Here is a 19160-nt window from a genome sequence, read left to right as displayed (position 1 = left end):
TGTGCGCCGTAGAATTAAGTATCACATCTTTGGAGGCATACACCATGAAAATGATCGCAGTTAAGATGCACGGTAGAGACGACACAGACAATGACTTCGTAGAACTAGATTTGCTAAATGAGATAAATTTTATCGACCTTTGGCAACGGACGAGTAACTCTGCAAAGGTACTAGCCTACCATACGGGCCATGGTTCCTATATATCAGTGACAACGCTCTCGGACATTTCAAAGATTTGTCACAAATACGGGTTCGAGATGATGGGGGATGCCGTTGTCAATAGCAGTCGTATAGATCATGTCAAGTCTATTGATAATAACGGTTCTATCGTCAAATTCGCCGATGGGACGCAAATACACGTTAAAAAGCAAATTTGATTGCCAAAGTCAACCCCTATAATGGTGTTATACATACGTAATCGTTCGTCATTATTCGACAGCGTTTTCACAATCATAATGCTATATTAACGACATGAAATAAATAGTACTTATGGGCTGGTGATTGTTGATAAAATATGTATTATGATTGATTGTAGTACTCCGTACGGAGTACTGACCACCGGGTCGGAGCGGCCGAAAGCCACTCAAGCCTACTGTTCTTTAAAGTCATAGAGATCATCAATGTAGCAGCCCAGTTTCATGGCGATGGTTTTCGCAGTTGCGAGAGACATCACCTTCCGATTATTCACGTAATCAGATACTTGGGTCTTGGGCATGTTCAACTCCTCAGCTAACCATTGTTGATTTTTTCTGATCTCTCTAAGTCTTTTTTTCAGTAGGCAACGACCAGGTACATAACCCATGTCGAAGCCTCACTATATTTTTTTATTTAAAATAAGAACATACGTTTTGTTTGACCCAGTGATGTGGTAATATTATACGTACATCGCTGTAAAAACTCTAAGGGGTTGTTTCAATGGACAAGGTAAAGATTGAGATAACAAGAACGACGTTAGAAGAGCTAGGAGTACGGACGAGCTGCATATTGCAAGGTATTGAATCTATGAGCCCCTTGGACATGAAACCTGAGTACATCAAAGCTTATCTTCTTTTGCGCCTTGAACCGCAGGAACTTGTTTCTTCATAGATCGTTCGGCCCGGACCAATGCAATAAACCTTCTTACATCGTCATCTTCCAACTTTATTCCATCAACGATAAAGTCCATTTTGTCCATGATTTCCTCGTCTGTAAGATCCAAAGAATCAATTAAAACCCGGGATGGTTCCGACAAGACCTGTTCTGGGTTATCCGTTCTTCCTAATAAAAAGTCAATTGATACTTTGAAATAATCCGCAATTAACTCTAAGCGCTCGCGTTTAGGTAACTCCCCCTTTGATTCGTACCTCCGTAATGATGAAGAAGGAATATCCAAAGCTTCAGCCAATTGATCTTGAGACAAGTTCTTTGTTTTCCTGAGTTCTTTTAACCTATCCTTGAACTCATTTTCCATGTTTGACACCATCCTTTTATTCCTCCTTATATTGTAGTTTAAATTGTTCATAAAATAAACGTTCAAAAACTGATCGAAAAGGTGTTGACATGTTCAGTAATTGAACTTATACTAAGGGCATGAAGTTCAGTAATTGAACAGAAATGAGGTGAACAAAGTTGACTGGAAAAGACCTTAAACCCTTGCCAAACTTGATAAAAGCTAGAAATGAAATAGGGTACACCCAAGAACAGCTAGCCAAGAAATCAAAGGTGTCTCGTCCGTTATTGTGTAATATCGAACGTGGTTATGCACTACCTTCTCTGCCTGTAGCTTACCGGATTGCAAAAGTACTGAAGAAACCGATTGAGCATCTTTTTTTTAATGACAATGTTCAAAAATTGAACAAATCAGCCTAAGGAGTGATTATGTATGAACCAACTCAGGATTGTAAGTAAAGATGGAAAGTTGCTTATCGATAGTCGGGAAGTTGCAGAGATGATTGAGAAATCTCATGCGCATCTTCTAAGGGATATCAAAGGATATGTGGAAATCATGAGTAATTCTGAAAATCCAGAATTGGATTCTCTAGATTTCTTTGTTCCAAGCACCTACAAAGTTAGAGGAAACAATAAAACTTATGATTGTTATCTTCTTACAAAAATAGGTTGTGATATGGTCGCTAACAAAATGTCTGGAGAAAAAGGAATATTGTTCACAGCTACCTATGTAAGCAGATTTGAAGAAATGGAAAAGAAAAGTAAACTCGGATTCATTTTACCCCAAAACTACAAAGAAGCATTAATAGCGCTTGTTGGTCAGGTCGAAGTCAATGAAAAACTTGAAGAAGAAAAGATCCTCCTAGAAGAAAAAATTTCAGAGTATGAGCCAAAGATAACATACCTGGATAAGATTCTTACTTCTAAAGGAACTATCACTATTACTCAAATTGCAAAAGACTACGGACTATCTGGAACGGCGCTTAACAAAATACTCCATGAAGAAAAGATTCAATACAAGGTCAATAAGCAATGGGTTCTGTACACCAAATACACAAATAAAGGATTAACCCAATCAGAAACAATAGACATTACAAGAAGTAACGGTGATCCAGATGTAACCATGAATACGAGATGGACACAAAAAGGACGGCTGTTCATTCATGAGATCCTCACCAAAAGAGGAATCATCCCATTCATGGATAGAGAAAGCATGGGTGCCTAATGAATATAAACGTTGCTAGATTGAAAAAGTTGAGAGAATCCATCCATAAAGACACGATGGAATACATTGATATTGTCACTACTTGTGCAGGTGAGCAAATGAAAATTGAAGATATAGCCTTTGACCCACAACACATTGACGTTAACAAGATTATTGAACTGGCGGCAAAACGCTTAGACATCGATATGGAAGAGATTCACAAGTACTTTATTGATTTGATGGTGCTAGAAGGAATGATAGAGATTGTTTGAAACTTCTATCAATTATACACCGCCCAAACTTAACTATAAAGGATAATAATTCCAAGGAGGTACACACAATGAAACTAATGCCACAAGGTAAAAACCCTGGAATGTCGCCGCAAGCGTGGTACAAATTGCACGTGAGACTGGCACGGATGAATCAGAAGTATCGCAAGCAGCTGATGGAAGCATACGTGAAAGGGGAGAAGAAAGTTGGCTAACATGATTGAACTGGCTGTACTACCGGTACATGAGCGCCTAGCAGAACTGCATCTCATCATTCTAAAACGTCCATGGACAGAAGAAGAGGAAGAAGCGTTCGAAGAATGCATGCAAGTCAACTCAGATGTGATCCACGAACTGAACAAAATCAAGGAAATGTCAGCGCTGGCGTATAAGTCAGACGATACCGAGTGGCAGCACGACATTTGCGCCCGGATCGAGGCAGTGAGCAAGAAATTCATTCGAGGGGGAATATACAGTGGCTAAGAAACAATCGGAGATTAGACGGCTCACATCGGTGTACACCTTCAAATACCCAGGAACGCCAAAGTGCGGATGCGGACGGGACGCAGAGTATGAGGTGTACGATGATCATCAACCACACTGCCGGATGTGTATGCTGGACGCGGTAGACTGCAAAATCTCAGTCATGGTGCGGCGGATGGATGGAGGGTTTGACGATGCAAGCTAACCATGATCCACGTTACCCGGCTCCCGTTCAATTCTACTTTACAACAGAGTGCGGCCGGATTTTCCAATGGGCAGCAGTTGATTACGAGAGCCTGATTCTACGCATCCATGAGAAAGGATACCGGGCCAAAGAGATTCGCACCTTAGAAGAGCAAGAAGAACTGGAAGCATCCATAGCAATGGGTAGAGCCTACATCGAAAGAGAGCTGAAGGAACCTGCTTAAGACGGTATCGGACATAATCGAACATTACGCGAAGGGAGGAAAGGAGGATGGATGCAAGACTGAAGTTCCTGGAACTGGCGAAGATAGCGAATGCCCGGGGGACACTGACGGAGACGCTGAAGCGTGTGTACTTGCTGAATTATGTACGTGAAGTACACAAGGAAAGAGCAGCCACTGCAATGGCTGCCCGGGAAAGACGGTTTGAAAATTAAGTTACGAAAATTATAACTCAAAAGGAGTGATTTATCAATGTTGGATCAAGACAATGCAAGCGATTATATGCCAGTGGTGGCTTCGGCTAACAGGAGTGTTACGGCGGATTCAATGGTTGGACGGCAGATGCAGGAGGTCAAGGCTATGGTATTCATGGCGAAGCAGTTCCCCCGGGATATCGCCAGTTCATATCAGCGCATTATGACAGCGTGTGAGCGCCGACTTCTGGCTGAGAATGCAGCCTATCAGTACCCGCGGGGATCCGAGAAAGTGTCAGGACCTTCTATCCGGCTGGCTGAGGTTATCGCCCAGAACTGGGGAAACATCGACTTTGGTGTAGTTGAATTGGAGCAGAAAACCGGTGAATCTACAGCCATGTCTTACTGCTGGGACCTTGAAACCAATGTCCGGCAGACGAAAATATTCACGGTTAAACATGAGCGCCACACGAAAAAAGGGGTCAACAAGCTTACTGACCCACGTGATATCTACGAAATGGTAGCTAACCAAGGAGCACGGCGGCTGAGAGCTTGCATCCTGGGTGTTATCCCTGGAGACATCGTTGATAAGGCGCTTCAGAAGTGCCAGCAGACGTTAATCGGCAATAATAAGGAACCATTGATTGACCGACTGACGGCAGTTCTGGCTCAGTATGACAAGGAATTCAGCGTGTCTAAGGAAATGATTGAGAAATATTTCGGATATAAATTGTCCGCCTTTACTGAACATGATCTGGTGCAGCTTAAGAAAATCGGTCTCTCTATCCGGGATGGCATGTCCAAACGTGAGGATTATTTTGACATCAAGAAGACAGAAGCTAAGGAAACGGTGTCTAAGACGGTTGACGATTTCGAGGAATATCTTAAATCAACGCAAAAGGATGGTGCGGAAAGTGATCCTAACCAGTCAGAATTACCACTCGATTGAAGCGAACCGGCACTATATGAGCAACAGCCAGTTTAAAAGTTTCGAAGAGTGTGAGGCCAAAACCATGGCTGAGTTATCCGGGGCGTTTATCGCCCCTTCCAATGATAATTTTCTTCTGGGCTCATATGTTCACGCCTATGTGGAGGGAACATTGGATCAATTCAAGGAGTCTACACCGGAGCTTTTCAACAATAAAGGTCAACTATATGCGAAATATGAGGTTGGCGATGCCATGATTCAGACTATCAAAAATGACGAATTCATCCAGTTTGTGCTACAGGGCGAGAAAGAATTGATTATGACTGCTGAACTATTCGGTGTTCATTGGAAGGTAAAGCTTGATGTGCTGAATCAGCAGCGCGGCCGGATTGCTGACCTTAAGACGGTCAAGGGGTTGCGGGAACGCTACTGGAACAAGGAATACGGGGCTTATGAATCATTTATCGAGCATTACAAATATATCCGGCAGATGGCTATCTATGCTGAGGTAGAACGTGTGGTGAATGGCCGGGAGAATTGGTTAGAGCCCTTAATTGTCGCTGTTTCTAAGGAATCGGTTCCTGATAAAGCAGTGATTGGATTCGATGCTGATCGGCTGAAAGTTGAGCTTGATGAAGTCGCTGAGAAGATCGGTCACATTATTGAGGTTAAACGTGGGCTGGTGGAGCCGCGGCATTGCGGACAGTGTGCCTATTGCAAACGAATCAAGAAACTGCGGTCTATTACCCATTACAGCGATTTAGCAGTCTAGGAGGTGTGACCATGCGAAAGAAGCCAAAGAAACAGCCGGCCCCCTGGAGGTCCGGAATACTTGACCACCACAAGCGCCACAACCGTCTGAGAGGCGCAATCACCAAAGTTACGGGTGAAGTCAGGCTGGAAGTAAATCGTCGCTCTATGGAGGTCAAGGGAACTGACATACCTGTCTGTGAGCGCTGCGGGACATCGAAGGATCTCAGCAAGGGACACATTGTCGAAGCAGCACACATGGGGCCGGGTTACGATCCGGCCAACATCATGAACCTGTGCGGCACCCACGGATGGTCTGGAACGTGTCATGACTGGTGTGATAACACCCGGGAAGGCCGGGAATGGAAGAAGCAATACGGCGCGATGCTGCGGCTATACTACAGCGAGGGTAACGGTAAAAACTATTGGTCATATAAGGAGGAAGCATAGATGAGAAAAGTTATTTTTAAATATAGCACAGGATGGGGAGAACACAACAGTTACAGAGAAACTATGGAATTTGAAGATGGTACGACAGACGAAGAAGTTCAGGAAGCATTTCAAGATTGGGTGTGGGAAAGAATTGGGGATTATGTTACTTGGTATGACGAGGAGGAAGCATGAGCCTATTCCAAAAGTTTCTCATCTTCAAACGCCGACTATCCGGCATCCTCTCAGACGAGCTACAAGAGGCCAAGGACGCGTTTTTCATCGAACTGACATTAGACTGCGAACGATTGGCGAAACGCCCTATGACAGGCGCTGAGCTTCGCATGCTGTACAGTCTAGACGATGAGCAGACGGAAGTACTCCATAAAATGATAAGTGAGGCGAATAAGGGATGAGCCGCAAAGAGGCAATACAGGACATGGATCGGCTGCTAGCGGTGTGCAAGGTATGCACGCTCCGCAATGATAAGAAGTGGGCCAACCCCTCGTACAACCGGCTTCAGCAGCACTGTAACACCAAGTGTGCGACAGGCAAGAAGCTGCTCAAGGTTGCGGCTGCGCTGGACAAGGAAGTCCGGGCGCGGCGGAAGCAGAAGAAAGGGGTGAGCGCATGACCAGTGGCCCACGAGTGACTGCAAAAACCTTCTGGGTATGGACCGAGACAGCCGCCGCAGCAAATCCAGACCGGATCCCGGGAGCTCCGGTGGATCAGCAATTTGCACCATATGGCAAAAACGCCCCGGCAGGATGGCTGGAGCGTGATTACATCGTGGATGCAGAGGATTATGAGGGGCAAGTTGATTTATTCGGGGTGGTGGAGAGATGAAAGAGGAAACACTTAGAGGCATCCTACATGACTGGGAATATATGCTTCCAATCTATGAGGAATCGCTTAGAAACTCCACCACAGTTGCGAATATAGAACATTATAAACATATGGTTGAGTTTTCTAAGCGTCAGATTCAGGAGACAGAGGAAGCCTTACAACAATTTAAGACTGCTTAGTCCGGGATATATTCCAGAAGATCCCCGACATTGCAATTGAAATGCTCACACAGTTTGTTCAGAGTTTCATAGTCAATTCTCTTATTCTTTTCATCCCAGATGTTGGTGAGGGTGCGGCGGTCGAGTTCCGTAACCCTTGCCAACTCCGATATATTTCTGACTTTATGCTTCAACATTTGTTCATGAAGTTTGCTTTTAATCACAATATTCACCAGCCATTTTATAGTCATAACCTATTTCTATCATATCCATCATGCCCATAAAGTAAATGATTCAGAACATTATGTACAACTAGATGTACAAATTGCGTAACTTATAGTAAGATAAGTACAGAGAGGTGATAACAATGTTAGTAGACGCAAAAGACATTCAAAAAAGATACAAGATCAGCAGACCCACCGTCTACGAGCTGATAAAAGAAGGAATGCCGCACATTCGAATCTCTGAACGGATACTGCGGTTTGATCCAGACGAAGTTATGCGGTGGTTTGAGGAACGTCAAACCAAGGCGGTGTAATCATGGCAAAAAAGGCTCCATTCTTTTCGCACGATATGAACGCCAGACATGACCCGAAAATATCAGCAATGCGCGGCGTATATGGTGCCGAAGGGTATGGGTGGTTCTGGATGCTAAATGAACTCATGGCCGAATCAGATGGATACCAATTGGATTGTAAGAGTAAGTACGCATTCAATGCTTATGCAATGCAATTGCAATGCAAATCAGATACTTTGCAGAAATTTGTATCGGATTGTATCGAAGAATTTGAACTATATGCAACGGACGGAATCACGTTTTGGTCCAATTCCCTTCGAAAAAGGATGCAATATCGGGACGCAGTATCGGAAAAACGGTCCGAAGCAGCTAATAAACGATGGGAAAAAAAGCAATCGGATGCAAATGCATCTAAAAATGATGCAAATGCAATGCAAAAAAATGCAAACGAAACTAAACAAAACAAAACAAAACTAGAACCTGAAATTCCTGACACAAATTATCGTCAACAGGTACTGGAATGGATCAATAAATACGAACTGAAATGCAAGGGAGTTTTACAACTAGAGGATATTACATCATTCATTGGCATAGTTGATATCGAAGTAATCGAGTATGCCATTAAGAAGGCAGAAAAGAAGAATGCGCCATATGCCAAGCGAGTTCTTGAAGAACTTGTGGAGGAAGGAAAGACCACCAAAGAATCTATCAAGCCTGCGCAAGTCGTGAAGTTAGAAAGAGAAAAGCAATCATCTTCATACCAAGATCATGTGATGAAACTGCAAGAAGAAATGAGGAGCCGCAATGAATATACCGATGGAGACATTGTTAACCTCTGAACAGAGCATACAGGCTGAGCGAGGAATCATATCGGTGGTACTCCAGGGCGGTAAAGTATTGGATGAACTTGCTGGACAATTGCTGCCTGAGGATTTTCAGGAGATCGCATTCCGGCACATATACGAAGCAGCCCTTACCCTTTATACCAAAAACGAACCAGTTGACATAATCACCGTCAGCGCACAGTTACAGCAGAAAAAGGTGCTGGAAGAGATAGGCGGTGTTTCAAACCTTTCACGGATAGCCAAGTCGGAGTTCACTGGTGGGTACACAAACCACTACCTAAAAATTATCAAACGGCAGGCAATCCGGTCTAAAGGACTGATGCTTGCCAGCGACATACGAGCAATCACAGAAGAAGATGACTTTGAGACGCCAGAAGAATACGTGCAGATGATCGACACCATGGTCAGTCACATGCGGCCGGAGTTAAAGGGGGCAATGAAGTCATTTGCAGAAACTGAAGAAGAATTCATGCAATCACTTCTAACCCATGAATCGCTTATTAAAACCGGATTCGAAAACTTCGACACATGGTCAGGTGGGATCGGCAGAGGGTGGCTATACATATTAGCCGGACGGCCGAGTATAGGGAAGACAGCAAGGGCCATGCAGATGGCGACCAACATGGCGCGACAGGATGCTGGGGATGTGCTGGTGTATTCACTCGAAATGACTAGTAATCAACTTAAGGAACGGATCATGTCCAACATTACAGGAATCAACTACGCCAAGATACGGCAGAAGGATTTGAACGACTACGAGTTAGGACTGATTAAGAGAGCTCACGCCATGTTCAACCAGTACCCGATGATGATTGACGACAGTTCCGGTGTTACCTTCGACCAAGTCCGCGCAACCGCTCGTCAGATTCACCGCCAAAAAGGCAGAATCGGAGCAATATTCGTTGACTACCTTACTCGGATGAACATCAAACAGCAGAAAGGGGAAACGTGGAGCCGTGCTGTGGGAGAAGTCGCCAAACGCTTCAAGTGGCTTGGACAAGAGTTGGATTGCCCGGTAATCCTGTTGGCTCAATTAAGCCGTGAAGGGGCTGAGGGAGCGCCACAACTTCATCACCTCAGGGATTCAGGAGAGATTGAGCAGGAAGCCGACACCGTAGAGTTTCTTTGGCAAGATCCAGATGAAACCAGCCGGGACGGAGTAATCGTTCAGTCAACCATTGCAAAGGGCCGGCACACGGGAACGAAGGCTTTTAAGTACCTGTTTAAAGGATGGGTGCAGAAATATGAAGACTATAACCGCTAGGGAGGGATAAACATGAAAAGCAGATGGGATGTATACGAATATTTGAAAAAGCATGCACTACCTAACCACCTGTTGCCGCGAGCACAGCAGTTGGAACCGATATTCCCAGAACTTGAACGAGAAGAAATCCAGGAAGGAATCGAAGAATATAAGGCTGCAAAATGGCTGCGTAAAGTGTCATAACAAGGGAGGAAACAGGGATGAAGGTAAAAGTGTTCTACAATGCATCCAGCTTTTATGAGACGGCACTACTATATTCTAAATGGATTGACGAAAATCCAGATGTAGAAGTGGTGTCAACAGTCGGAGATGACAAAACCATCGTGGTTACATGCAGAGAGACGTATAACAGCCCCACACAGACGTTATAACCAATAGGGAGGAATATACCATGAAGGTACAAGTAGAAGGTAATCTGTACATCGAATCAGACGAGTATCAATTTATTCTCAAAGAATACACAGGAGCAATTAGCAAGCCACTGAAAGAAGGCGAGGAAGGCCGACCAGTTTACAACACGAAAGGCTACTTTCCAACGGTAGAGAGTGCAATGGCGAAAGTGTTAACTATGAAGGTGAAGCAATCAACGGCGCAGACGCTCCAAGAGCTTGTAGCAGACGTTGAACGCATCAGGGAAGAGATTCGGACAGCAGTAACATTTTAAGCGCTCTATGGGGCACACAGAAGGTGAGAGGGTGAAGGGAATGGACATAGTGAAGTCTGATTGGGTGACAACAAAGTTTGGCGGCAAGGGAATTGTTCGCAGAGTGGCAAAAGATGGTTCATGGGCTGACATTGATTGGGGTACTCACAAAAAGAGAATGAAGACAGTGAATTTAATTGTTCAAACGACAATTCCTGTTGGAGACGGATGGAGAGTCACAGACTGGACTCGAAGAAATGAACTTGAAGGCTTCGACCCGACCGAATCACCCAGCGACAGCGGCAGCCGTAAAGGGTCTGGGGGTTCCCATGAATAAACTAAATAAGCAAATAAGCCTAAACACCATCAAAGAGAGAGTAAAGTCATTCAACGATGATCCAAACCTCTACGGCGTAGTGATGACAGTATGGGAGATGAATCTACTTTTGGAGCTCCTAGAAGAAAAGAACAAAGCCCTAGCGTTCTACGAGAATATAGAAAATTGGACTCCGTATCCAAATTCCTTAGATTACGAGTGCAAAATACTCGATGATTGCGGAAATATCGCCCGTAAAGCCCTTAATACATCCTCTAACAACGAAGGAGAGACGATATGACACCAGAACGGAAAGAAGAACTCAAAAAGAAATATAAAAATATGGATTACTTCACAATGCAACATAATTTCGGGTTGCTGCTGGCTGCTCTAGAAGAGACACAACAACAGAACGAAAGACTCCGTAAAAATTTTATGTTCAGCGGATCGGCACTGGCAGAGGCACAACAGACCATAGCCCGGCTGGAGTCGGAACTTGAAGATATGACTGTTGATCGGAATTTATGGCGAAGCAACTCAACGGATTGGGAGGGGCAAGAAGAACTTGAAGATGAGGAAGGGGAGACACAGCCATGACACAAGTAAAGGAATGGAGCAACCAGGAGCTAAACCGCCGGCTGGCGGAGTTAATGGGATACACAGTTATCGACTTCAGTTATGCAGACGATCCTGACAACTACGACTATTTCAAAGTTGTCAATGAAGCAGGAGAGCAGTTTGGCGAAGACAGAGATAGCGAAGAAGAAGCATGGGACGAAGTGCCAAACTACTCCGGCAATGCTGCTGCCTCTCTAGAGGTACAGACAGCAGCAATAGTAAAAGATCCCGAAAACTTCATGCGTAACTTAGTTGCAGTCAGATGGGATAGACAAGACGCTGCGGAAATGAAGGAGCTATCTCTTGTAGGTGCGGCTGACTTACACCTCGCCAGCCCCAGAGAGAGGGCAGAGGCGGCATATATCACACTATCCCAGGTGCTTAAATCACAAGGAGCTGATCAACTTGATTTATGAGGGTGACATAACCAAAGAAATCCTGGATACCGTCAGCATCGGAAATCTCGTGCGAGTGAACGACTGGAAGAAGCTAATGCGGGTAAAGGGTGTCTCTGAGAACTATTTCGTAATGGTTCGCAATAATTTCGGGCAGCTGCGGTATTCCGTATGCGAAAAGAAACCGTGGGGCGGCATACGGCACAATCGAATGGTTGGCGGCATGTTTCACTGCGGCACAGATAACATGATTTTTGGGTGGATCGGGTTCGATTACAAATTTGATGACCAGGATCAAATCAATAGATACCTCCATGCATTTGAATCGGGCGAGATTGAGCTTTCTGTGCGGGGAACAATACCTGTTCAAAGGCTGGAAGTTAAGCAATAGACGCATACAGTTCACTAAATTATGAAGGGATGATAGAAATGAGCAATGTTATTTTGACTGTAGATGGAGCGGAGAAAATCAAGGAAGAGATTCTGCATATTGAAACCATCAAGCTGCCTGAGTTGAAGGAGGACATAAAAAAAGCACGAATTGAGGGTGCGGATACACAGGAATTGGATGAACAATGGGAATTCTACTGCAATCGCGTTCCAAGCCTTAAGAATATGCTCTCAACAGCCAAAATAGTAGGCAGAGTAGAGCCGATTAAAGTAGGTCTCAAAAAGAAAGGCGCTCATACCTTGGAACGAGCTGAAAACGGAACTTGGACATTAGATGGCGAGGAGATTGAGCAGGAACGGGCCATACAGGAGCTTGCTGAAGCCGTCAATGATTTAGGCTACTGGTGTCAGGTGGCGAAAGATGTACTCCCCGTTGAAGAATTTGCGGAAGTCCAGCGGTGTGTCGAATACCAAGGATAAACGCAGAAAGAGAGAATGATGCAATACGGCCGGAGGCCACCAATTCGACTGAATAACTCAGCCGGCAGGCGGGGGCCGAAACAGATTTAGGGAGTAGGAGTAACCCTACTCTCCCACATCCTATGAAAGGAGTTGAAGATAATGTTTGAACGGCTGCAGAACCAAAAAGCTCAATTGCTTAACCGTCTCCAAATGCTCAATACTCGCTATCATGACGGCATCACACATTTGTACGAGGACATCCAAGCATGCAAAGAAGCAATTCGCGATGTCGATACCGCAATGGCTGAACTGAAATAACGAGAGGGAATAGAGGAGGTTTCAGCCCTCCTCTCCCACTAAGGGAGGAACAAACGATGAACGTATACAAAGTGAACGATTACTGGATTGCTGCTAAAGATGCTGATACTGCATATGGTCAATATCTTGAGGAAACGGACGGCATGGAAAATATGGAAGTAGATGATATCGCAGAAGGTGAAGAAACGGAAATCACTGTTCACATTTATCGGCTGACTGCACATGAGATTGCAGTACAAACCGTGCCTTGCTGCGAGGATGGATGCGATCGCTGCGAAGATTTAAACGACCACTTGTACGACACATATCAAGAGTTACTGACGCAGAAAACGGATTTCCCGTGCGTCTTGGCAAAAGAAATTTAGGGGAGGAAGCCCAATGACACAAACACCGAGGGACTGGCAAAAGGATATGGAGATGTGTGAGAGGGTAAAGGATGCCGAATGGCTAATACTCGATCACACTTCAGCAGCATATTGGCAACGAGGCGGATTAATGAGCACCATATGGGAAGGTGTTGACGCAGAAGCCTTACAGCAGCACAAGGCAGCCCTTCCCTACTGGCTCCAAGAAGCCAAGGTGTACAAACAATCCTACGAGGCTACCTTGACTCAGTATACAGCTGAGAAAGCCCGTGCAGACGCAGCAGAGGCCCGGGAACAACAACTAAAAGAGGCGGCGCAGCTAGCGGTCAACGACCTTGAACTATGGAACGACAAAATACTGGCGGCGAAAGTAGTGTTAGGACAATTGCAGCGCATGTTATCCACCCTATACCCAGATACCCCAGCACAACCAGTAGAAGAGAAATTGCCTGAATGGACTAAAGTGAAAAGTCGCGAAGATGGGATGATTTATACAATTCATGATGCAACGGAAACAAATAATCAGTTCGGTTATGGTATCTATCGTTACAGGGTCAAAGAAAGATTAGACACAGGGTTTGCGCTGCACAAAAAGTGGTTCGATGTAATTTCAGATACCCCAGCACCCAAGGAGGGCAGCGAGTAATGAAGATTATGAAATCGCTGGAACTGGCTAAAAAGTATAACGCTTGCCCGGAATGCGGAAATGAATACGTTGGCAATGGAGAAGGTACGGTAAATATCGAGGGAAATACGTTCCGGCGCACCTGCAGATGTGGCTGGAAAGTTGAAATCACGGTTGAGGAAGGAGATAACCAATGATCAAGAAGGTTCTGATTTTCGAAGTTGACGGTATTCGGGTTTCTACTTCAAAGGAATATAAAGCAGAGCCGACCAAAGAGCAGGTGCTGAAGGACATGAAAGAATGGTTCTTCCAGAATTTCTATATGTGGTTTGCAGTAAAGGAAAACGGGACTGAGAAGAATTTGGAAGATTGGTATGAATCAAAGGAAGGTGTCCAATGACACTCACAAGGGAAGAGATAATCAGCCGCAAACCAGGACCTGAACTGGATATGTTTGTCGCTCAAATCGTTATGGGCTGGAGATTAGAGGGAGATATGCTCCATTGCGGTCCAAAGGGATGGAGAGTGGCAGAAGATTACTATCCTTCAAACCATATTGGAGACACTTGGGAAATGGAAGAACAGATAGCGGTTTTAGAAAAAGAAGGATATTACGTAAAAGCTCTCTGTGACGTTGTAGGAACGCCGAGAGACGGTACTAGGATACTGGCTATGGATGATTGGAGAATGCTGCACGCCAAGCCTGAACAGCGCTGTAAGGCTGCATTGATTGCGGTACTTAACTTATAAGGGGGCATAGACACTTGATTGTTCAAATCAAATTCGAAGGCGACATTACTATGATGTTCGGTGACTCCTACAAGCCGTGGCGTATACAGTTTGACGAATACTGCTGGGATAACAAGAAAGAGCTAGGGGAGATTGAGGAAGTCTCCTGCTGCTCAGATAAATGGATAGGGTGGGGCGGATTAAAGTGGTGCACGGCGGAAGTCTTCCAGCACCAATTAAACCGCGAGGGATGCCAGGATGCTGATCACGACAATCCAAATGCCCGGCAGTATGCAGAGATGAAATTCACATTTGATCCACAGATCGCCAAGATAGCCCAGCGCATTCTACAAGACGCAAGGAACGGCCAAACGGATCAAAGGCTACTGCTGAAAGGTATATTGCCAAAAGGTGCGTAAGGGCTAATTTAGGGGGCATAGACCCCAAAGGGAGAGGATACACGATGGGCAGAGAGATTAAGTTCCGGGCGTGGTATAAGCCATTAGGTGTCATGATCCAGCCGGATAAGTTGGAGATGATCAACTTTGATACAAAGGTACTGGGCGTGTACATGGAAATGGAGGGTATGGGTTATCATGTGCTGCGGATGTATGACTTTGAACTCATGCAATACACCGGACTCCAGGACAAGAACGGCCGGGAGATCTACGAAGGGGATATCCTACAGGATGATTACGGCGCCGGTGAAGTGGAATGGGTGCAGGAACATTGCGCATACATGGTGTTCACTCGAAACCCGAGCATCTACCACAGGCTGGAATCAGACGGAAAGTTGGTTCAGTCCGAAGTCATAGGTTCAATATATGAAAATCCCGAGCTGCTAGAGGCAAGAGGAGATGACAATTGATGGCAAAGTTCATAAAACTGAGCGAACCAAACGGACATACATTAAGCGTAAATATAGATCAATTGGTTGCTTATACAGAAATTTCTCGCAAAACACATACCATGATTCACACTACTAACGGATCATTTGAAGTGAAAGAATCCATTCAAAAAATTGATGATTTAATAGCAGAGGTATAAGGGGGAGAAGAGGATATGAGCATAGAAGCGCATCATTGTAATGTTCCGGGCTGCAAAGGGTTCGTAGTGTTCGAAAACGCCGACTTTGATTTCAAGGACATGCGAACGGATGAAAAAAGAGGGGTATACTCCTTCGCTAATCCCAGATGTACAGAATGTGGAAAAGAGTTCTTAGTTGTTCCACATTATGCTGTGATCGACTTTGAAGCGGAAGAAGTAATAGCGTCAGCCTGCATTACAGAATATGAACGGCGTGAGCAGCAGCGCAAGTTTGATGCTGAAACAGAGCCTTCCTTGCGAATCATGAATTATATCATCCGGTGCGGGTACACATATGCAGTGCATGAGGTGGTTGCAGAATATTCCCGGTATAAAGAGACGGGATGTTACCTCAGCCATACGATGAAAGACTGCGTTAGAAATTTGAAGGACGAACTGGAAGAAATGCTCGCAGCGATATCATGAATTGAGGGGGAGAAGAGGATATGAAGACAGCATTTTTCGATATTTCGCCTGATAGTGTAAAAACGGCAGTAGAGCAGATAAAAGACGAGTACGATGATTCGCTCATGGTTATGGCGCCGTTTAGTGGGAAGATGTCAATGCACGCACCCAGTAAGTCAGGTAAGCACAAGGGGTATCATCGGATCAAATGCGAGATTTGGATACCTGAGGATGCCATCCAAGGTGAAGGTGCGCTTACAGACTTCGGAGCGTTCGCAGTAATGCGGCTGCCGAAAACACGGGTACAGGACCATCTGAAGTCATAGGCCGAAGGGCTCCGATTCGACCGAATCACCCAGTTTACGGGGGCCGGAACAGGTCTGGCTCCCCATAAAGAAAGGAACAACAAACCTATGATCAAATGGATAGAATACGACCCAGCGAATCCACCGCAATCATTTAAAGACTACTTTGTTATCTCAAGTGGAACACACCCATGGTGTGCGTATTTAGACAGCAGAAAAGGGTGGATGGTGGGAAATGTAGGTCTGAATAATGTCACTCACTACGCCCATATCAACCTACCAGGGGAGGAAGACAAGTGAAAAAAGCAGATATCCAAGTAGGCGTAACCTACCATAACGGGAAAACGGGGAACCGATCATATTCATCCAGAGAGGTGCTTGAAATCGGAGAGCGTCTTCGGCACCCTAGATTCGAATGGATTTATCCTTATGGTGTGAGATTCAAGCAAGTTAAGGGTGCATATGCAGGAGAAGAAAACGTGATCAGCATGGATTCATTTTCTCAATGGGCCAAAGGGCGGGTAGGGGAGGAAGACAGACCATGAAACTGATAGACGCAGATGAACTACTGGAATGGATCAGTGGAGAATTTGAAGATTTTGAAGAAGAAGTACAAAGACTTACTTATCAAATTAATGCCGGCACCTTTGACCCCACACCACCAGTACAGCCAGACATCAAGCCGGGGGATAAGATACGACATAAGGGAAATCCACATTACGGAATAGGTGTGGTGCATGAAATCGCTAAAAGTGGGCTCAGAGCACATTGTAGCTTTCCTGACTACGATAAACGAGTCTCTCACTGGGAACCACGTGGCTATTACCGTTTAGACAAACTGGAGGTCATCAAAGATGAGTAGTGGAGTAAAGAGACACCGTTCGATAACACCTATCAACCCCACCTATCCCAACCTAGTAGACACCAGCAGATGGGACACCAGAGACACTACGTATGTGTTAAGTGAGGAACAGTTAGCTGAGGTAATCGCGAAGTACGGCCCACCTAAGATGCCACTACGCAAGACGGGGAATCATTTTCGGGGCTTCAAGAAGAAAGGGGAGGGGAAGGATGCGAAGCAAGTACGGAGCAAAAAAGACGCAAGTTGACGGTATTCGGTTCGATTCGAAAGCGGAGGCACAGAGGTATCGCGAGTTAATGCTGCTGAAACGCGCTGGAGAGGTCACAGACATCGTTTTGCAGCCATCATATGTATTAATGCCCGGATTCAAACATGAGGCCACAGGCGAGCGCGTACAAGCTATCAGGTACAAGGCGGATTTTCTAGTAACCTATGCAGACGGTCACCAGGAGATCGAGGACGTGAAAGGAGTTAAGACGGAGGTTTACCGGATCAAGAAAAAACTGTTCATGAACTTGTACCCTGATTTGTATATCAAGGAGGTCAGCGCATGAGAGCAGCATGGATCAACCTAGGCAACACATACGAGCTAATAGACGACTGTGGAGCCCATAGAGGCACGATCATCACCTTGGACAAGCAAACACACCAGCGGAGCTTAAGAGCGCTGTATGAGCCTCCAGTGGTCATATACACCGAAGGGTGCAAGCTGCTGCAAAAAGGAGGGATTGATCTAAAATCGGCATGATTAAAGTGGAGTAAACGTAAGAAAACGAAAGAAATTAGTACAATAGTCGCGGGAAATAGTGTATAATATAGGTAATAATCAATAATATGAACGTATATGAGTCGAAAGGGTGAAATAAATGGATTTGACAACGGCGACACTGCAAGAATTGAAGGCGAGAATAGCAGAACTCCCACCGGGGGATGAGTTTAACCGGATATCGAACCGCATCGCTGAATTAGAACTGGAGGAACGTTCGAAGGCTGCTGAGCAAGAGACAGTCACCAGCGAGGTCGCCAAGTTTATGGACAGCCTGGACTTCGAAGGCGTGGATCCTAAGGATTTATTTGTGAACTACACAGAAGAAAAGGCCAGTGCGTCTTATGAATACGTTAATGCTGTGATTCAAAGCGCAGTATCAAAGATGAAGCAGGCTGAAATATCCAATATTAAAACATTGGAAGCTACAATTACCGCGCTGCAAGAGAAGAACGATAAGCTGCAACAGGAAAAAGAAGAGCTCTCTCATGACCTGAGTGTTCAGAATCTGGAAATTAGCGATTTGAATACTCGTTTGGCAAATGCAAGCCGTCTGTTGGATGAAGAAAAGGCTGAGACAGCACGATTGAACAGCCAAGTGGATGATCTTCGTAAGGAAATTGCCATCGGCGCAGCTGCTGCGGTGAAGGTGGAGGAAGTAGATGTGAGATCAGCACATGAGAAATGGCTGGAGCAACGGCAGAAGGAAGAAGAAGCCAAGCCGGTTATCTACAACATCCGCTGGAAAGATGATATTCGCCGGGACACCTACTTGGCAGAACTGGCTGCAACAGATGAAACCATTGAAATACCGTACTTCACCATGACTGGTGATCTTAATAATCCATCAGCCATGAAAGGGAGATACCGGGTGGTGACCAGCGAAGAAGCGCCATCGTTTCGAACCGCAGCCGTTGTTGAAGAAGATCATACGAGCGATGTTCCCGTGGGTAGCGACGTAACTATCACTGTACCTGCCTTTCGTGACGAAGAAGAAAACGCCGCAGAGTCTGGATTGGCTACTGAGGCACCAACAGTGGCTGGATCGACAGTTACGCGCGAAGAATTTGAAGAACTCAAAGCCAGAGTCGCCGAAATTGAATCCATTAGAGCGGCTGCTTAAGAAAATAAATGA

The 19160-nt window shown here is 45.2% G+C and carries 46 protein-coding genes; 43 read left to right on the top strand and 3 right to left on the bottom strand.

Features of this window, described 5'->3' with window-relative positions; genetic code table 11:
• Window positions 1-44: 44 nt before the first annotated feature.
• Window positions 45-377, top strand: coding sequence for a hypothetical protein (locus tag MKY86_RS28990; RefSeq protein WP_076079984.1), 333 nt, complete (start codon window positions 45-47; stop codon window positions 375-377).
• Window positions 378-589: 212 nt separating this feature from the next.
• Here MKY86_RS28990 and MKY86_RS28985 read toward each other — a convergent pair whose 3' ends face one another.
• Window positions 590-802, bottom strand: a complete 213-nt coding sequence (locus MKY86_RS28985) for a helix-turn-helix transcriptional regulator (protein ID WP_076079985.1) — start codon at window positions 800-802, stop codon at window positions 590-592.
• 231 nt (window positions 803-1033) lie between these two features.
• Window positions 1034-1450, bottom strand: a complete 417-nt coding sequence (locus MKY86_RS28980; RefSeq protein ID WP_076080121.1) for a helix-turn-helix domain-containing protein — start codon at window positions 1448-1450, stop codon at window positions 1034-1036.
• A gap of 158 nt (window positions 1451-1608) precedes the next feature.
• Here MKY86_RS28980 and MKY86_RS28975 point away from each other — a divergent pair, with 158 nt between their 5' ends.
• From MKY86_RS28975 to MKY86_RS28905, 15 genes are all read left to right on the top strand, one after another.
• Window positions 1609-1848, top strand: coding sequence for a helix-turn-helix domain-containing protein (locus MKY86_RS28975; RefSeq protein WP_083685273.1), 240 nt, complete (start codon window positions 1609-1611; stop codon window positions 1846-1848).
• A gap of 13 nt (window positions 1849-1861) precedes the next feature.
• Window positions 1862-2653 (top strand): phage antirepressor KilAC domain-containing protein, encoded by a 792-nt coding sequence (locus MKY86_RS28970; RefSeq protein ID WP_076079986.1) that lies wholly within the window; start codon window positions 1862-1864, stop codon window positions 2651-2653.
• A complete protein-coding gene (locus tag MKY86_RS28965; RefSeq protein ID WP_076079987.1) occupies window positions 2653-2904 on the top strand; it encodes a hypothetical protein in 252 nt (83 codons plus the stop codon). The genes MKY86_RS28970 and MKY86_RS28965 overlap by 1 nt, the downstream gene beginning before the upstream one ends.
• Before the next feature lie 68 nt (window positions 2905-2972).
• Window positions 2973-3116: a hypothetical protein gene (locus MKY86_RS28960; RefSeq protein ID WP_340827641.1), complete on the top strand. Its 144-nt coding sequence runs from the start codon at window positions 2973-2975 to the stop codon at window positions 3114-3116.
• Between the two features lies 1 nt (window position 3117).
• Complete coding sequence (locus MKY86_RS28955) at window positions 3118-3384, top strand: DUF7667 family protein (RefSeq protein WP_445669942.1); 267 nt, start codon at window positions 3118-3120, stop codon at window positions 3382-3384.
• Window positions 3377-3589: a hypothetical protein gene (locus tag MKY86_RS28950; RefSeq protein WP_076079988.1), complete on the top strand. Its 213-nt coding sequence runs from the start codon at window positions 3377-3379 to the stop codon at window positions 3587-3589. Before MKY86_RS28955 ends, MKY86_RS28950 begins: the two co-directional genes overlap by 8 nt.
• Entirely contained in the window at window positions 3579-3812 is a 234-nt protein-coding gene (locus tag MKY86_RS28945; RefSeq protein WP_076079989.1) for a hypothetical protein, read from the top strand. The genes MKY86_RS28950 and MKY86_RS28945 overlap by 11 nt, the downstream gene beginning before the upstream one ends.
• Window positions 3813-3859: 47 nt before the next feature.
• A complete protein-coding gene (locus tag MKY86_RS28940; protein WP_340827640.1) occupies window positions 3860-4024 on the top strand; it encodes a hypothetical protein in 165 nt (54 codons plus the stop codon).
• A 37-nt stretch (window positions 4025-4061) separates the two neighbouring features.
• Entirely contained in the window at window positions 4062-4952 is an 891-nt protein-coding gene (locus MKY86_RS28935; protein WP_076079990.1) for a hypothetical protein, read from the top strand.
• On the top strand, window positions 4906-5703 hold the full coding sequence (locus tag MKY86_RS28930) for a PD-(D/E)XK nuclease-like domain-containing protein (RefSeq protein WP_340827638.1): 798 nt from the start codon (window positions 4906-4908) through the stop codon (window positions 5701-5703). Before MKY86_RS28935 ends, MKY86_RS28930 begins: the two co-directional genes overlap by 47 nt.
• An 11-nt stretch (window positions 5704-5714) precedes the next feature.
• Window positions 5715-6131 carry a hypothetical protein gene (locus tag MKY86_RS28925; RefSeq protein WP_076079992.1) on the top strand — a complete coding sequence of 139 codons (417 nt, stop codon included), beginning with the start codon at window positions 5715-5717 and terminating at the stop codon, window positions 6129-6131.
• Complete coding sequence (locus MKY86_RS28920; RefSeq protein ID WP_340827637.1) at window positions 6132-6305, top strand: hypothetical protein; 174 nt, start codon at window positions 6132-6134, stop codon at window positions 6303-6305.
• Between the two features lie 217 nt (window positions 6306-6522).
• Window positions 6523-6744 (top strand): zinc-finger domain-containing protein, encoded by a 222-nt coding sequence (locus MKY86_RS28915; RefSeq protein WP_076079994.1) that lies wholly within the window; start codon window positions 6523-6525, stop codon window positions 6742-6744.
• On the top strand, window positions 6741-6956 hold the full coding sequence (locus MKY86_RS28910; protein ID WP_076079995.1) for a hypothetical protein: 216 nt from the start codon (window positions 6741-6743) through the stop codon (window positions 6954-6956). The genes MKY86_RS28915 and MKY86_RS28910 overlap by 4 nt, the downstream gene beginning before the upstream one ends.
• Complete coding sequence (locus tag MKY86_RS28905; RefSeq protein WP_076079996.1) at window positions 6953-7135, top strand: hypothetical protein; 183 nt, start codon at window positions 6953-6955, stop codon at window positions 7133-7135. Before MKY86_RS28910 ends, MKY86_RS28905 begins: the two co-directional genes overlap by 4 nt.
• Here the strand turns inward: MKY86_RS28905 and MKY86_RS34235 are convergent.
• Window positions 7132-7365, bottom strand: a complete 234-nt coding sequence (locus MKY86_RS34235) for a helix-turn-helix domain-containing protein (RefSeq protein ID WP_083685277.1) — start codon at window positions 7363-7365, stop codon at window positions 7132-7134. The two genes, MKY86_RS28905 and MKY86_RS34235, sit on opposite strands and share 4 nt — an antisense overlap.
• 116 nt (window positions 7366-7481) lie before the next feature.
• Here MKY86_RS34235 and MKY86_RS28900 point away from each other — a divergent pair, with 116 nt between their 5' ends.
• The 27 genes from MKY86_RS28900 (at window position 7482) to MKY86_RS28770 (ending at window position 19148) form a co-directional block, all read left to right on the top strand.
• Window positions 7482-7652 carry a helix-turn-helix domain-containing protein gene (locus MKY86_RS28900; RefSeq protein ID WP_083685279.1) on the top strand — a complete coding sequence of 57 codons (171 nt, stop codon included), beginning with the start codon at window positions 7482-7484 and terminating at the stop codon, window positions 7650-7652.
• A 2-nt stretch (window positions 7653-7654) separates the two neighbouring features.
• Window positions 7655-8470, top strand: coding sequence for a DUF4373 domain-containing protein (locus MKY86_RS28895; RefSeq protein ID WP_076079997.1), 816 nt, complete (start codon window positions 7655-7657; stop codon window positions 8468-8470).
• Window positions 8436-9740: a replicative DNA helicase gene (locus MKY86_RS28890; protein ID WP_076079998.1), complete on the top strand. Its 1305-nt coding sequence runs from the start codon at window positions 8436-8438 to the stop codon at window positions 9738-9740. The genes MKY86_RS28895 and MKY86_RS28890 overlap by 35 nt, the downstream gene beginning before the upstream one ends.
• 12 nt (window positions 9741-9752) lie before the next feature.
• Entirely contained in the window at window positions 9753-9923 is a 171-nt protein-coding gene (locus MKY86_RS28885) for a hypothetical protein (protein ID WP_340827636.1), read from the top strand.
• Between the two features lie 208 nt (window positions 9924-10131).
• On the top strand, window positions 10132-10404 hold the full coding sequence (locus MKY86_RS28880; RefSeq protein ID WP_076079999.1) for a hypothetical protein: 273 nt from the start codon (window positions 10132-10134) through the stop codon (window positions 10402-10404).
• Between the two features lie 40 nt (window positions 10405-10444).
• On the top strand, window positions 10445-10720 hold the full coding sequence (locus MKY86_RS28875) for a hypothetical protein (protein WP_143803760.1): 276 nt from the start codon (window positions 10445-10447) through the stop codon (window positions 10718-10720).
• Window positions 10713-11000 carry a hypothetical protein gene (locus MKY86_RS28870; protein WP_076080001.1) on the top strand — a complete coding sequence of 96 codons (288 nt, stop codon included), beginning with the start codon at window positions 10713-10715 and terminating at the stop codon, window positions 10998-11000. Before MKY86_RS28875 ends, MKY86_RS28870 begins: the two co-directional genes overlap by 8 nt.
• Entirely contained in the window at window positions 10997-11296 is a 300-nt protein-coding gene (locus MKY86_RS28865; RefSeq protein ID WP_076080002.1) for a hypothetical protein, read from the top strand. Before MKY86_RS28870 ends, MKY86_RS28865 begins: the two co-directional genes overlap by 4 nt.
• Complete coding sequence (locus tag MKY86_RS28860) at window positions 11293-11733, top strand: hypothetical protein (protein ID WP_076080003.1); 441 nt, start codon at window positions 11293-11295, stop codon at window positions 11731-11733. Before MKY86_RS28865 ends, MKY86_RS28860 begins: the two co-directional genes overlap by 4 nt.
• Window positions 11723-12103 carry a hypothetical protein gene (locus tag MKY86_RS28855; protein ID WP_076080004.1) on the top strand — a complete coding sequence of 127 codons (381 nt, stop codon included), beginning with the start codon at window positions 11723-11725 and terminating at the stop codon, window positions 12101-12103. The genes MKY86_RS28860 and MKY86_RS28855 overlap by 11 nt, the downstream gene beginning before the upstream one ends.
• Before the next feature lie 38 nt (window positions 12104-12141).
• A complete protein-coding gene (locus tag MKY86_RS28850) occupies window positions 12142-12582 on the top strand; it encodes a hypothetical protein (RefSeq protein ID WP_340827634.1) in 441 nt (146 codons plus the stop codon).
• Between the two features lie 141 nt (window positions 12583-12723).
• Window positions 12724-12882, top strand: coding sequence for a hypothetical protein (locus MKY86_RS28845; protein WP_340827633.1), 159 nt, complete (start codon window positions 12724-12726; stop codon window positions 12880-12882).
• Between the two features lie 56 nt (window positions 12883-12938).
• Window positions 12939-13247, top strand: coding sequence for a hypothetical protein (locus tag MKY86_RS28840; RefSeq protein ID WP_076080005.1), 309 nt, complete (start codon window positions 12939-12941; stop codon window positions 13245-13247).
• Window positions 13248-13260: 13 nt separating this feature from the next.
• Window positions 13261-13893: a hypothetical protein gene (locus MKY86_RS28835; protein WP_340827632.1), complete on the top strand. Its 633-nt coding sequence runs from the start codon at window positions 13261-13263 to the stop codon at window positions 13891-13893.
• A complete protein-coding gene (locus MKY86_RS28830) occupies window positions 13893-14069 on the top strand; it encodes a DUF3797 domain-containing protein (RefSeq protein ID WP_076080006.1) in 177 nt (58 codons plus the stop codon). Before MKY86_RS28835 ends, MKY86_RS28830 begins: the two co-directional genes overlap by 1 nt.
• Window positions 14066-14272 (top strand): hypothetical protein, encoded by a 207-nt coding sequence (locus MKY86_RS28825; protein ID WP_076080007.1) that lies wholly within the window; start codon window positions 14066-14068, stop codon window positions 14270-14272. Before MKY86_RS28830 ends, MKY86_RS28825 begins: the two co-directional genes overlap by 4 nt.
• Window positions 14269-14622 (top strand): hypothetical protein, encoded by a 354-nt coding sequence (locus MKY86_RS28820; RefSeq protein ID WP_076080008.1) that lies wholly within the window; start codon window positions 14269-14271, stop codon window positions 14620-14622. The genes MKY86_RS28825 and MKY86_RS28820 overlap by 4 nt, the downstream gene beginning before the upstream one ends.
• A gap of 14 nt (window positions 14623-14636) precedes the next feature.
• Window positions 14637-15020, top strand: coding sequence for a spore protein H (locus MKY86_RS28815; RefSeq protein ID WP_143803762.1), 384 nt, complete (start codon window positions 14637-14639; stop codon window positions 15018-15020).
• Window positions 15021-15064: 44 nt separating this feature from the next.
• Window positions 15065-15469, top strand: coding sequence for a YopX family protein (locus MKY86_RS28810; RefSeq protein WP_076080009.1), 405 nt, complete (start codon window positions 15065-15067; stop codon window positions 15467-15469).
• Complete coding sequence (locus MKY86_RS28805; RefSeq protein ID WP_076080010.1) at window positions 15469-15648, top strand: hypothetical protein; 180 nt, start codon at window positions 15469-15471, stop codon at window positions 15646-15648. The genes MKY86_RS28810 and MKY86_RS28805 overlap by 1 nt, the downstream gene beginning before the upstream one ends.
• 15 nt (window positions 15649-15663) lie before the next feature.
• Window positions 15664-16113, top strand: coding sequence for a hypothetical protein (locus MKY86_RS28800; RefSeq protein WP_076080011.1), 450 nt, complete (start codon window positions 15664-15666; stop codon window positions 16111-16113).
• 20 nt (window positions 16114-16133) lie between these two features.
• Window positions 16134-16418, top strand: a complete 285-nt coding sequence (locus tag MKY86_RS28795) for a hypothetical protein (RefSeq protein WP_076080012.1) — start codon at window positions 16134-16136, stop codon at window positions 16416-16418.
• A gap of 275 nt (window positions 16419-16693) precedes the next feature.
• Window positions 16694-16942 (top strand): hypothetical protein, encoded by a 249-nt coding sequence (locus MKY86_RS28790; RefSeq protein ID WP_076080014.1) that lies wholly within the window; start codon window positions 16694-16696, stop codon window positions 16940-16942.
• Complete coding sequence (locus MKY86_RS28785; RefSeq protein WP_076080015.1) at window positions 16939-17259, top strand: hypothetical protein; 321 nt, start codon at window positions 16939-16941, stop codon at window positions 17257-17259. Before MKY86_RS28790 ends, MKY86_RS28785 begins: the two co-directional genes overlap by 4 nt.
• Window positions 17260-17468: 209 nt before the next feature.
• A complete protein-coding gene (locus MKY86_RS28780) occupies window positions 17469-17813 on the top strand; it encodes a DUF1064 domain-containing protein (RefSeq protein WP_076080017.1) in 345 nt (114 codons plus the stop codon).
• Window positions 17810-18007 carry a hypothetical protein gene (locus tag MKY86_RS28775; protein WP_076080018.1) on the top strand — a complete coding sequence of 66 codons (198 nt, stop codon included), beginning with the start codon at window positions 17810-17812 and terminating at the stop codon, window positions 18005-18007. Before MKY86_RS28780 ends, MKY86_RS28775 begins: the two co-directional genes overlap by 4 nt.
• A 118-nt stretch (window positions 18008-18125) precedes the next feature.
• Window positions 18126-19148 (top strand): hypothetical protein, encoded by a 1023-nt coding sequence (locus tag MKY86_RS28770; protein WP_076080019.1) that lies wholly within the window; start codon window positions 18126-18128, stop codon window positions 19146-19148.
• Window positions 19149-19160: the final 12 nt, after the last annotated feature.

Source organism: Paenibacillus sp. FSL R7-0333, from assembly GCF_038000365.1.
In the GTDB taxonomy this organism is placed as follows: Bacteria; Bacillota; Bacilli; order Paenibacillales; family Paenibacillaceae; genus Paenibacillus_AQ; species Paenibacillus_AQ silagei.
This window is presented reverse-complemented; position numbering and strand designations above follow the sequence as displayed.

Bases quoted from the DNA above. Each gene is read 5' to 3' on its own strand.
- MKY86_RS28990 (WP_076079984.1), top strand. From the start codon at position 45: ATGAAAATGATCGCAGTTAAGATGCACGGTAGAGACGACACAGACAAT.
- MKY86_RS28985 (WP_076079985.1), bottom strand. From the start codon at position 802: ATGGGTTATGTACCTGGTCGTTGCCTACTGAAAAAAAGACTTAGAGAG.
- MKY86_RS28980 (WP_076080121.1), bottom strand. From the start codon at position 1,450: ATGGAAAATGAGTTCAAGGATAGGTTAAAAGAACTCAGGAAAACAAAG.
- MKY86_RS28970 (WP_076079986.1), top strand. From the start codon at position 1,862: ATGAACCAACTCAGGATTGTAAGTAAAGATGGAAAGTTGCTTATCGAT.
- MKY86_RS28965 (WP_076079987.1), top strand. From the start codon at position 2,653: ATGAATATAAACGTTGCTAGATTGAAAAAGTTGAGAGAATCCATCCAT.
- MKY86_RS28960 (WP_340827641.1), top strand. From the start codon at position 2,973: ATGAAACTAATGCCACAAGGTAAAAACCCTGGAATGTCGCCGCAAGCG.
- MKY86_RS28955 (WP_445669942.1), top strand. From the start codon at position 3,118: ATGATTGAACTGGCTGTACTACCGGTACATGAGCGCCTAGCAGAACTG.
- MKY86_RS28945 (WP_076079989.1), top strand. From the start codon at position 3,579: ATGCAAGCTAACCATGATCCACGTTACCCGGCTCCCGTTCAATTCTAC.
- MKY86_RS28940 (WP_340827640.1), top strand. From the start codon at position 3,860: ATGGATGCAAGACTGAAGTTCCTGGAACTGGCGAAGATAGCGAATGCC.
- MKY86_RS28935 (WP_076079990.1), top strand. From the start codon at position 4,062: ATGTTGGATCAAGACAATGCAAGCGATTATATGCCAGTGGTGGCTTCG.
- MKY86_RS28930 (WP_340827638.1), top strand. From the start codon at position 4,906: ATGGTGCGGAAAGTGATCCTAACCAGTCAGAATTACCACTCGATTGAA.
- MKY86_RS28925 (WP_076079992.1), top strand. From the start codon at position 5,715: ATGCGAAAGAAGCCAAAGAAACAGCCGGCCCCCTGGAGGTCCGGAATA.
- MKY86_RS28920 (WP_340827637.1), top strand. From the start codon at position 6,132: ATGAGAAAAGTTATTTTTAAATATAGCACAGGATGGGGAGAACACAAC.
- MKY86_RS28915 (WP_076079994.1), top strand. From the start codon at position 6,523: ATGAGCCGCAAAGAGGCAATACAGGACATGGATCGGCTGCTAGCGGTG.
- MKY86_RS28910 (WP_076079995.1), top strand. From the start codon at position 6,741: ATGACCAGTGGCCCACGAGTGACTGCAAAAACCTTCTGGGTATGGACC.
- MKY86_RS28905 (WP_076079996.1), top strand. From the start codon at position 6,953: ATGAAAGAGGAAACACTTAGAGGCATCCTACATGACTGGGAATATATG.
- MKY86_RS34235 (WP_083685277.1), bottom strand. From the start codon at position 7,365: ATGACTATAAAATGGCTGGTGAATATTGTGATTAAAAGCAAACTTCAT.
- MKY86_RS28900 (WP_083685279.1), top strand. From the start codon at position 7,482: ATGTTAGTAGACGCAAAAGACATTCAAAAAAGATACAAGATCAGCAGA.
- MKY86_RS28895 (WP_076079997.1), top strand. From the start codon at position 7,655: ATGGCAAAAAAGGCTCCATTCTTTTCGCACGATATGAACGCCAGACAT.
- MKY86_RS28890 (WP_076079998.1), top strand. From the start codon at position 8,436: ATGAATATACCGATGGAGACATTGTTAACCTCTGAACAGAGCATACAG.
- MKY86_RS28885 (WP_340827636.1), top strand. From the start codon at position 9,753: ATGAAAAGCAGATGGGATGTATACGAATATTTGAAAAAGCATGCACTA.
- MKY86_RS28880 (WP_076079999.1), top strand. From the start codon at position 10,132: ATGAAGGTACAAGTAGAAGGTAATCTGTACATCGAATCAGACGAGTAT.
- MKY86_RS28875 (WP_143803760.1), top strand. From the start codon at position 10,445: ATGGACATAGTGAAGTCTGATTGGGTGACAACAAAGTTTGGCGGCAAG.
- MKY86_RS28870 (WP_076080001.1), top strand. From the start codon at position 10,713: ATGAATAAACTAAATAAGCAAATAAGCCTAAACACCATCAAAGAGAGA.
- MKY86_RS28865 (WP_076080002.1), top strand. From the start codon at position 10,997: ATGACACCAGAACGGAAAGAAGAACTCAAAAAGAAATATAAAAATATG.
- MKY86_RS28860 (WP_076080003.1), top strand. From the start codon at position 11,293: ATGACACAAGTAAAGGAATGGAGCAACCAGGAGCTAAACCGCCGGCTG.
- MKY86_RS28850 (WP_340827634.1), top strand. From the start codon at position 12,142: ATGAGCAATGTTATTTTGACTGTAGATGGAGCGGAGAAAATCAAGGAA.
- MKY86_RS28845 (WP_340827633.1), top strand. From the start codon at position 12,724: ATGTTTGAACGGCTGCAGAACCAAAAAGCTCAATTGCTTAACCGTCTC.
- MKY86_RS28840 (WP_076080005.1), top strand. From the start codon at position 12,939: ATGAACGTATACAAAGTGAACGATTACTGGATTGCTGCTAAAGATGCT.
- MKY86_RS28835 (WP_340827632.1), top strand. From the start codon at position 13,261: ATGACACAAACACCGAGGGACTGGCAAAAGGATATGGAGATGTGTGAG.
- MKY86_RS28830 (WP_076080006.1), top strand. From the start codon at position 13,893: ATGAAGATTATGAAATCGCTGGAACTGGCTAAAAAGTATAACGCTTGC.
- MKY86_RS28825 (WP_076080007.1), top strand. From the start codon at position 14,066: ATGATCAAGAAGGTTCTGATTTTCGAAGTTGACGGTATTCGGGTTTCT.
- MKY86_RS28820 (WP_076080008.1), top strand. From the start codon at position 14,269: ATGACACTCACAAGGGAAGAGATAATCAGCCGCAAACCAGGACCTGAA.
- MKY86_RS28810 (WP_076080009.1), top strand. From the start codon at position 15,065: ATGGGCAGAGAGATTAAGTTCCGGGCGTGGTATAAGCCATTAGGTGTC.
- MKY86_RS28805 (WP_076080010.1), top strand. From the start codon at position 15,469: ATGGCAAAGTTCATAAAACTGAGCGAACCAAACGGACATACATTAAGC.
- MKY86_RS28800 (WP_076080011.1), top strand. From the start codon at position 15,664: ATGAGCATAGAAGCGCATCATTGTAATGTTCCGGGCTGCAAAGGGTTC.
- MKY86_RS28795 (WP_076080012.1), top strand. From the start codon at position 16,134: ATGAAGACAGCATTTTTCGATATTTCGCCTGATAGTGTAAAAACGGCA.
- MKY86_RS28785 (WP_076080015.1), top strand. From the start codon at position 16,939: ATGAAACTGATAGACGCAGATGAACTACTGGAATGGATCAGTGGAGAA.
- MKY86_RS28780 (WP_076080017.1), top strand. From the start codon at position 17,469: ATGCGAAGCAAGTACGGAGCAAAAAAGACGCAAGTTGACGGTATTCGG.
- MKY86_RS28775 (WP_076080018.1), top strand. From the start codon at position 17,810: ATGAGAGCAGCATGGATCAACCTAGGCAACACATACGAGCTAATAGAC.
- MKY86_RS28770 (WP_076080019.1), top strand. From the start codon at position 18,126: ATGGATTTGACAACGGCGACACTGCAAGAATTGAAGGCGAGAATAGCA.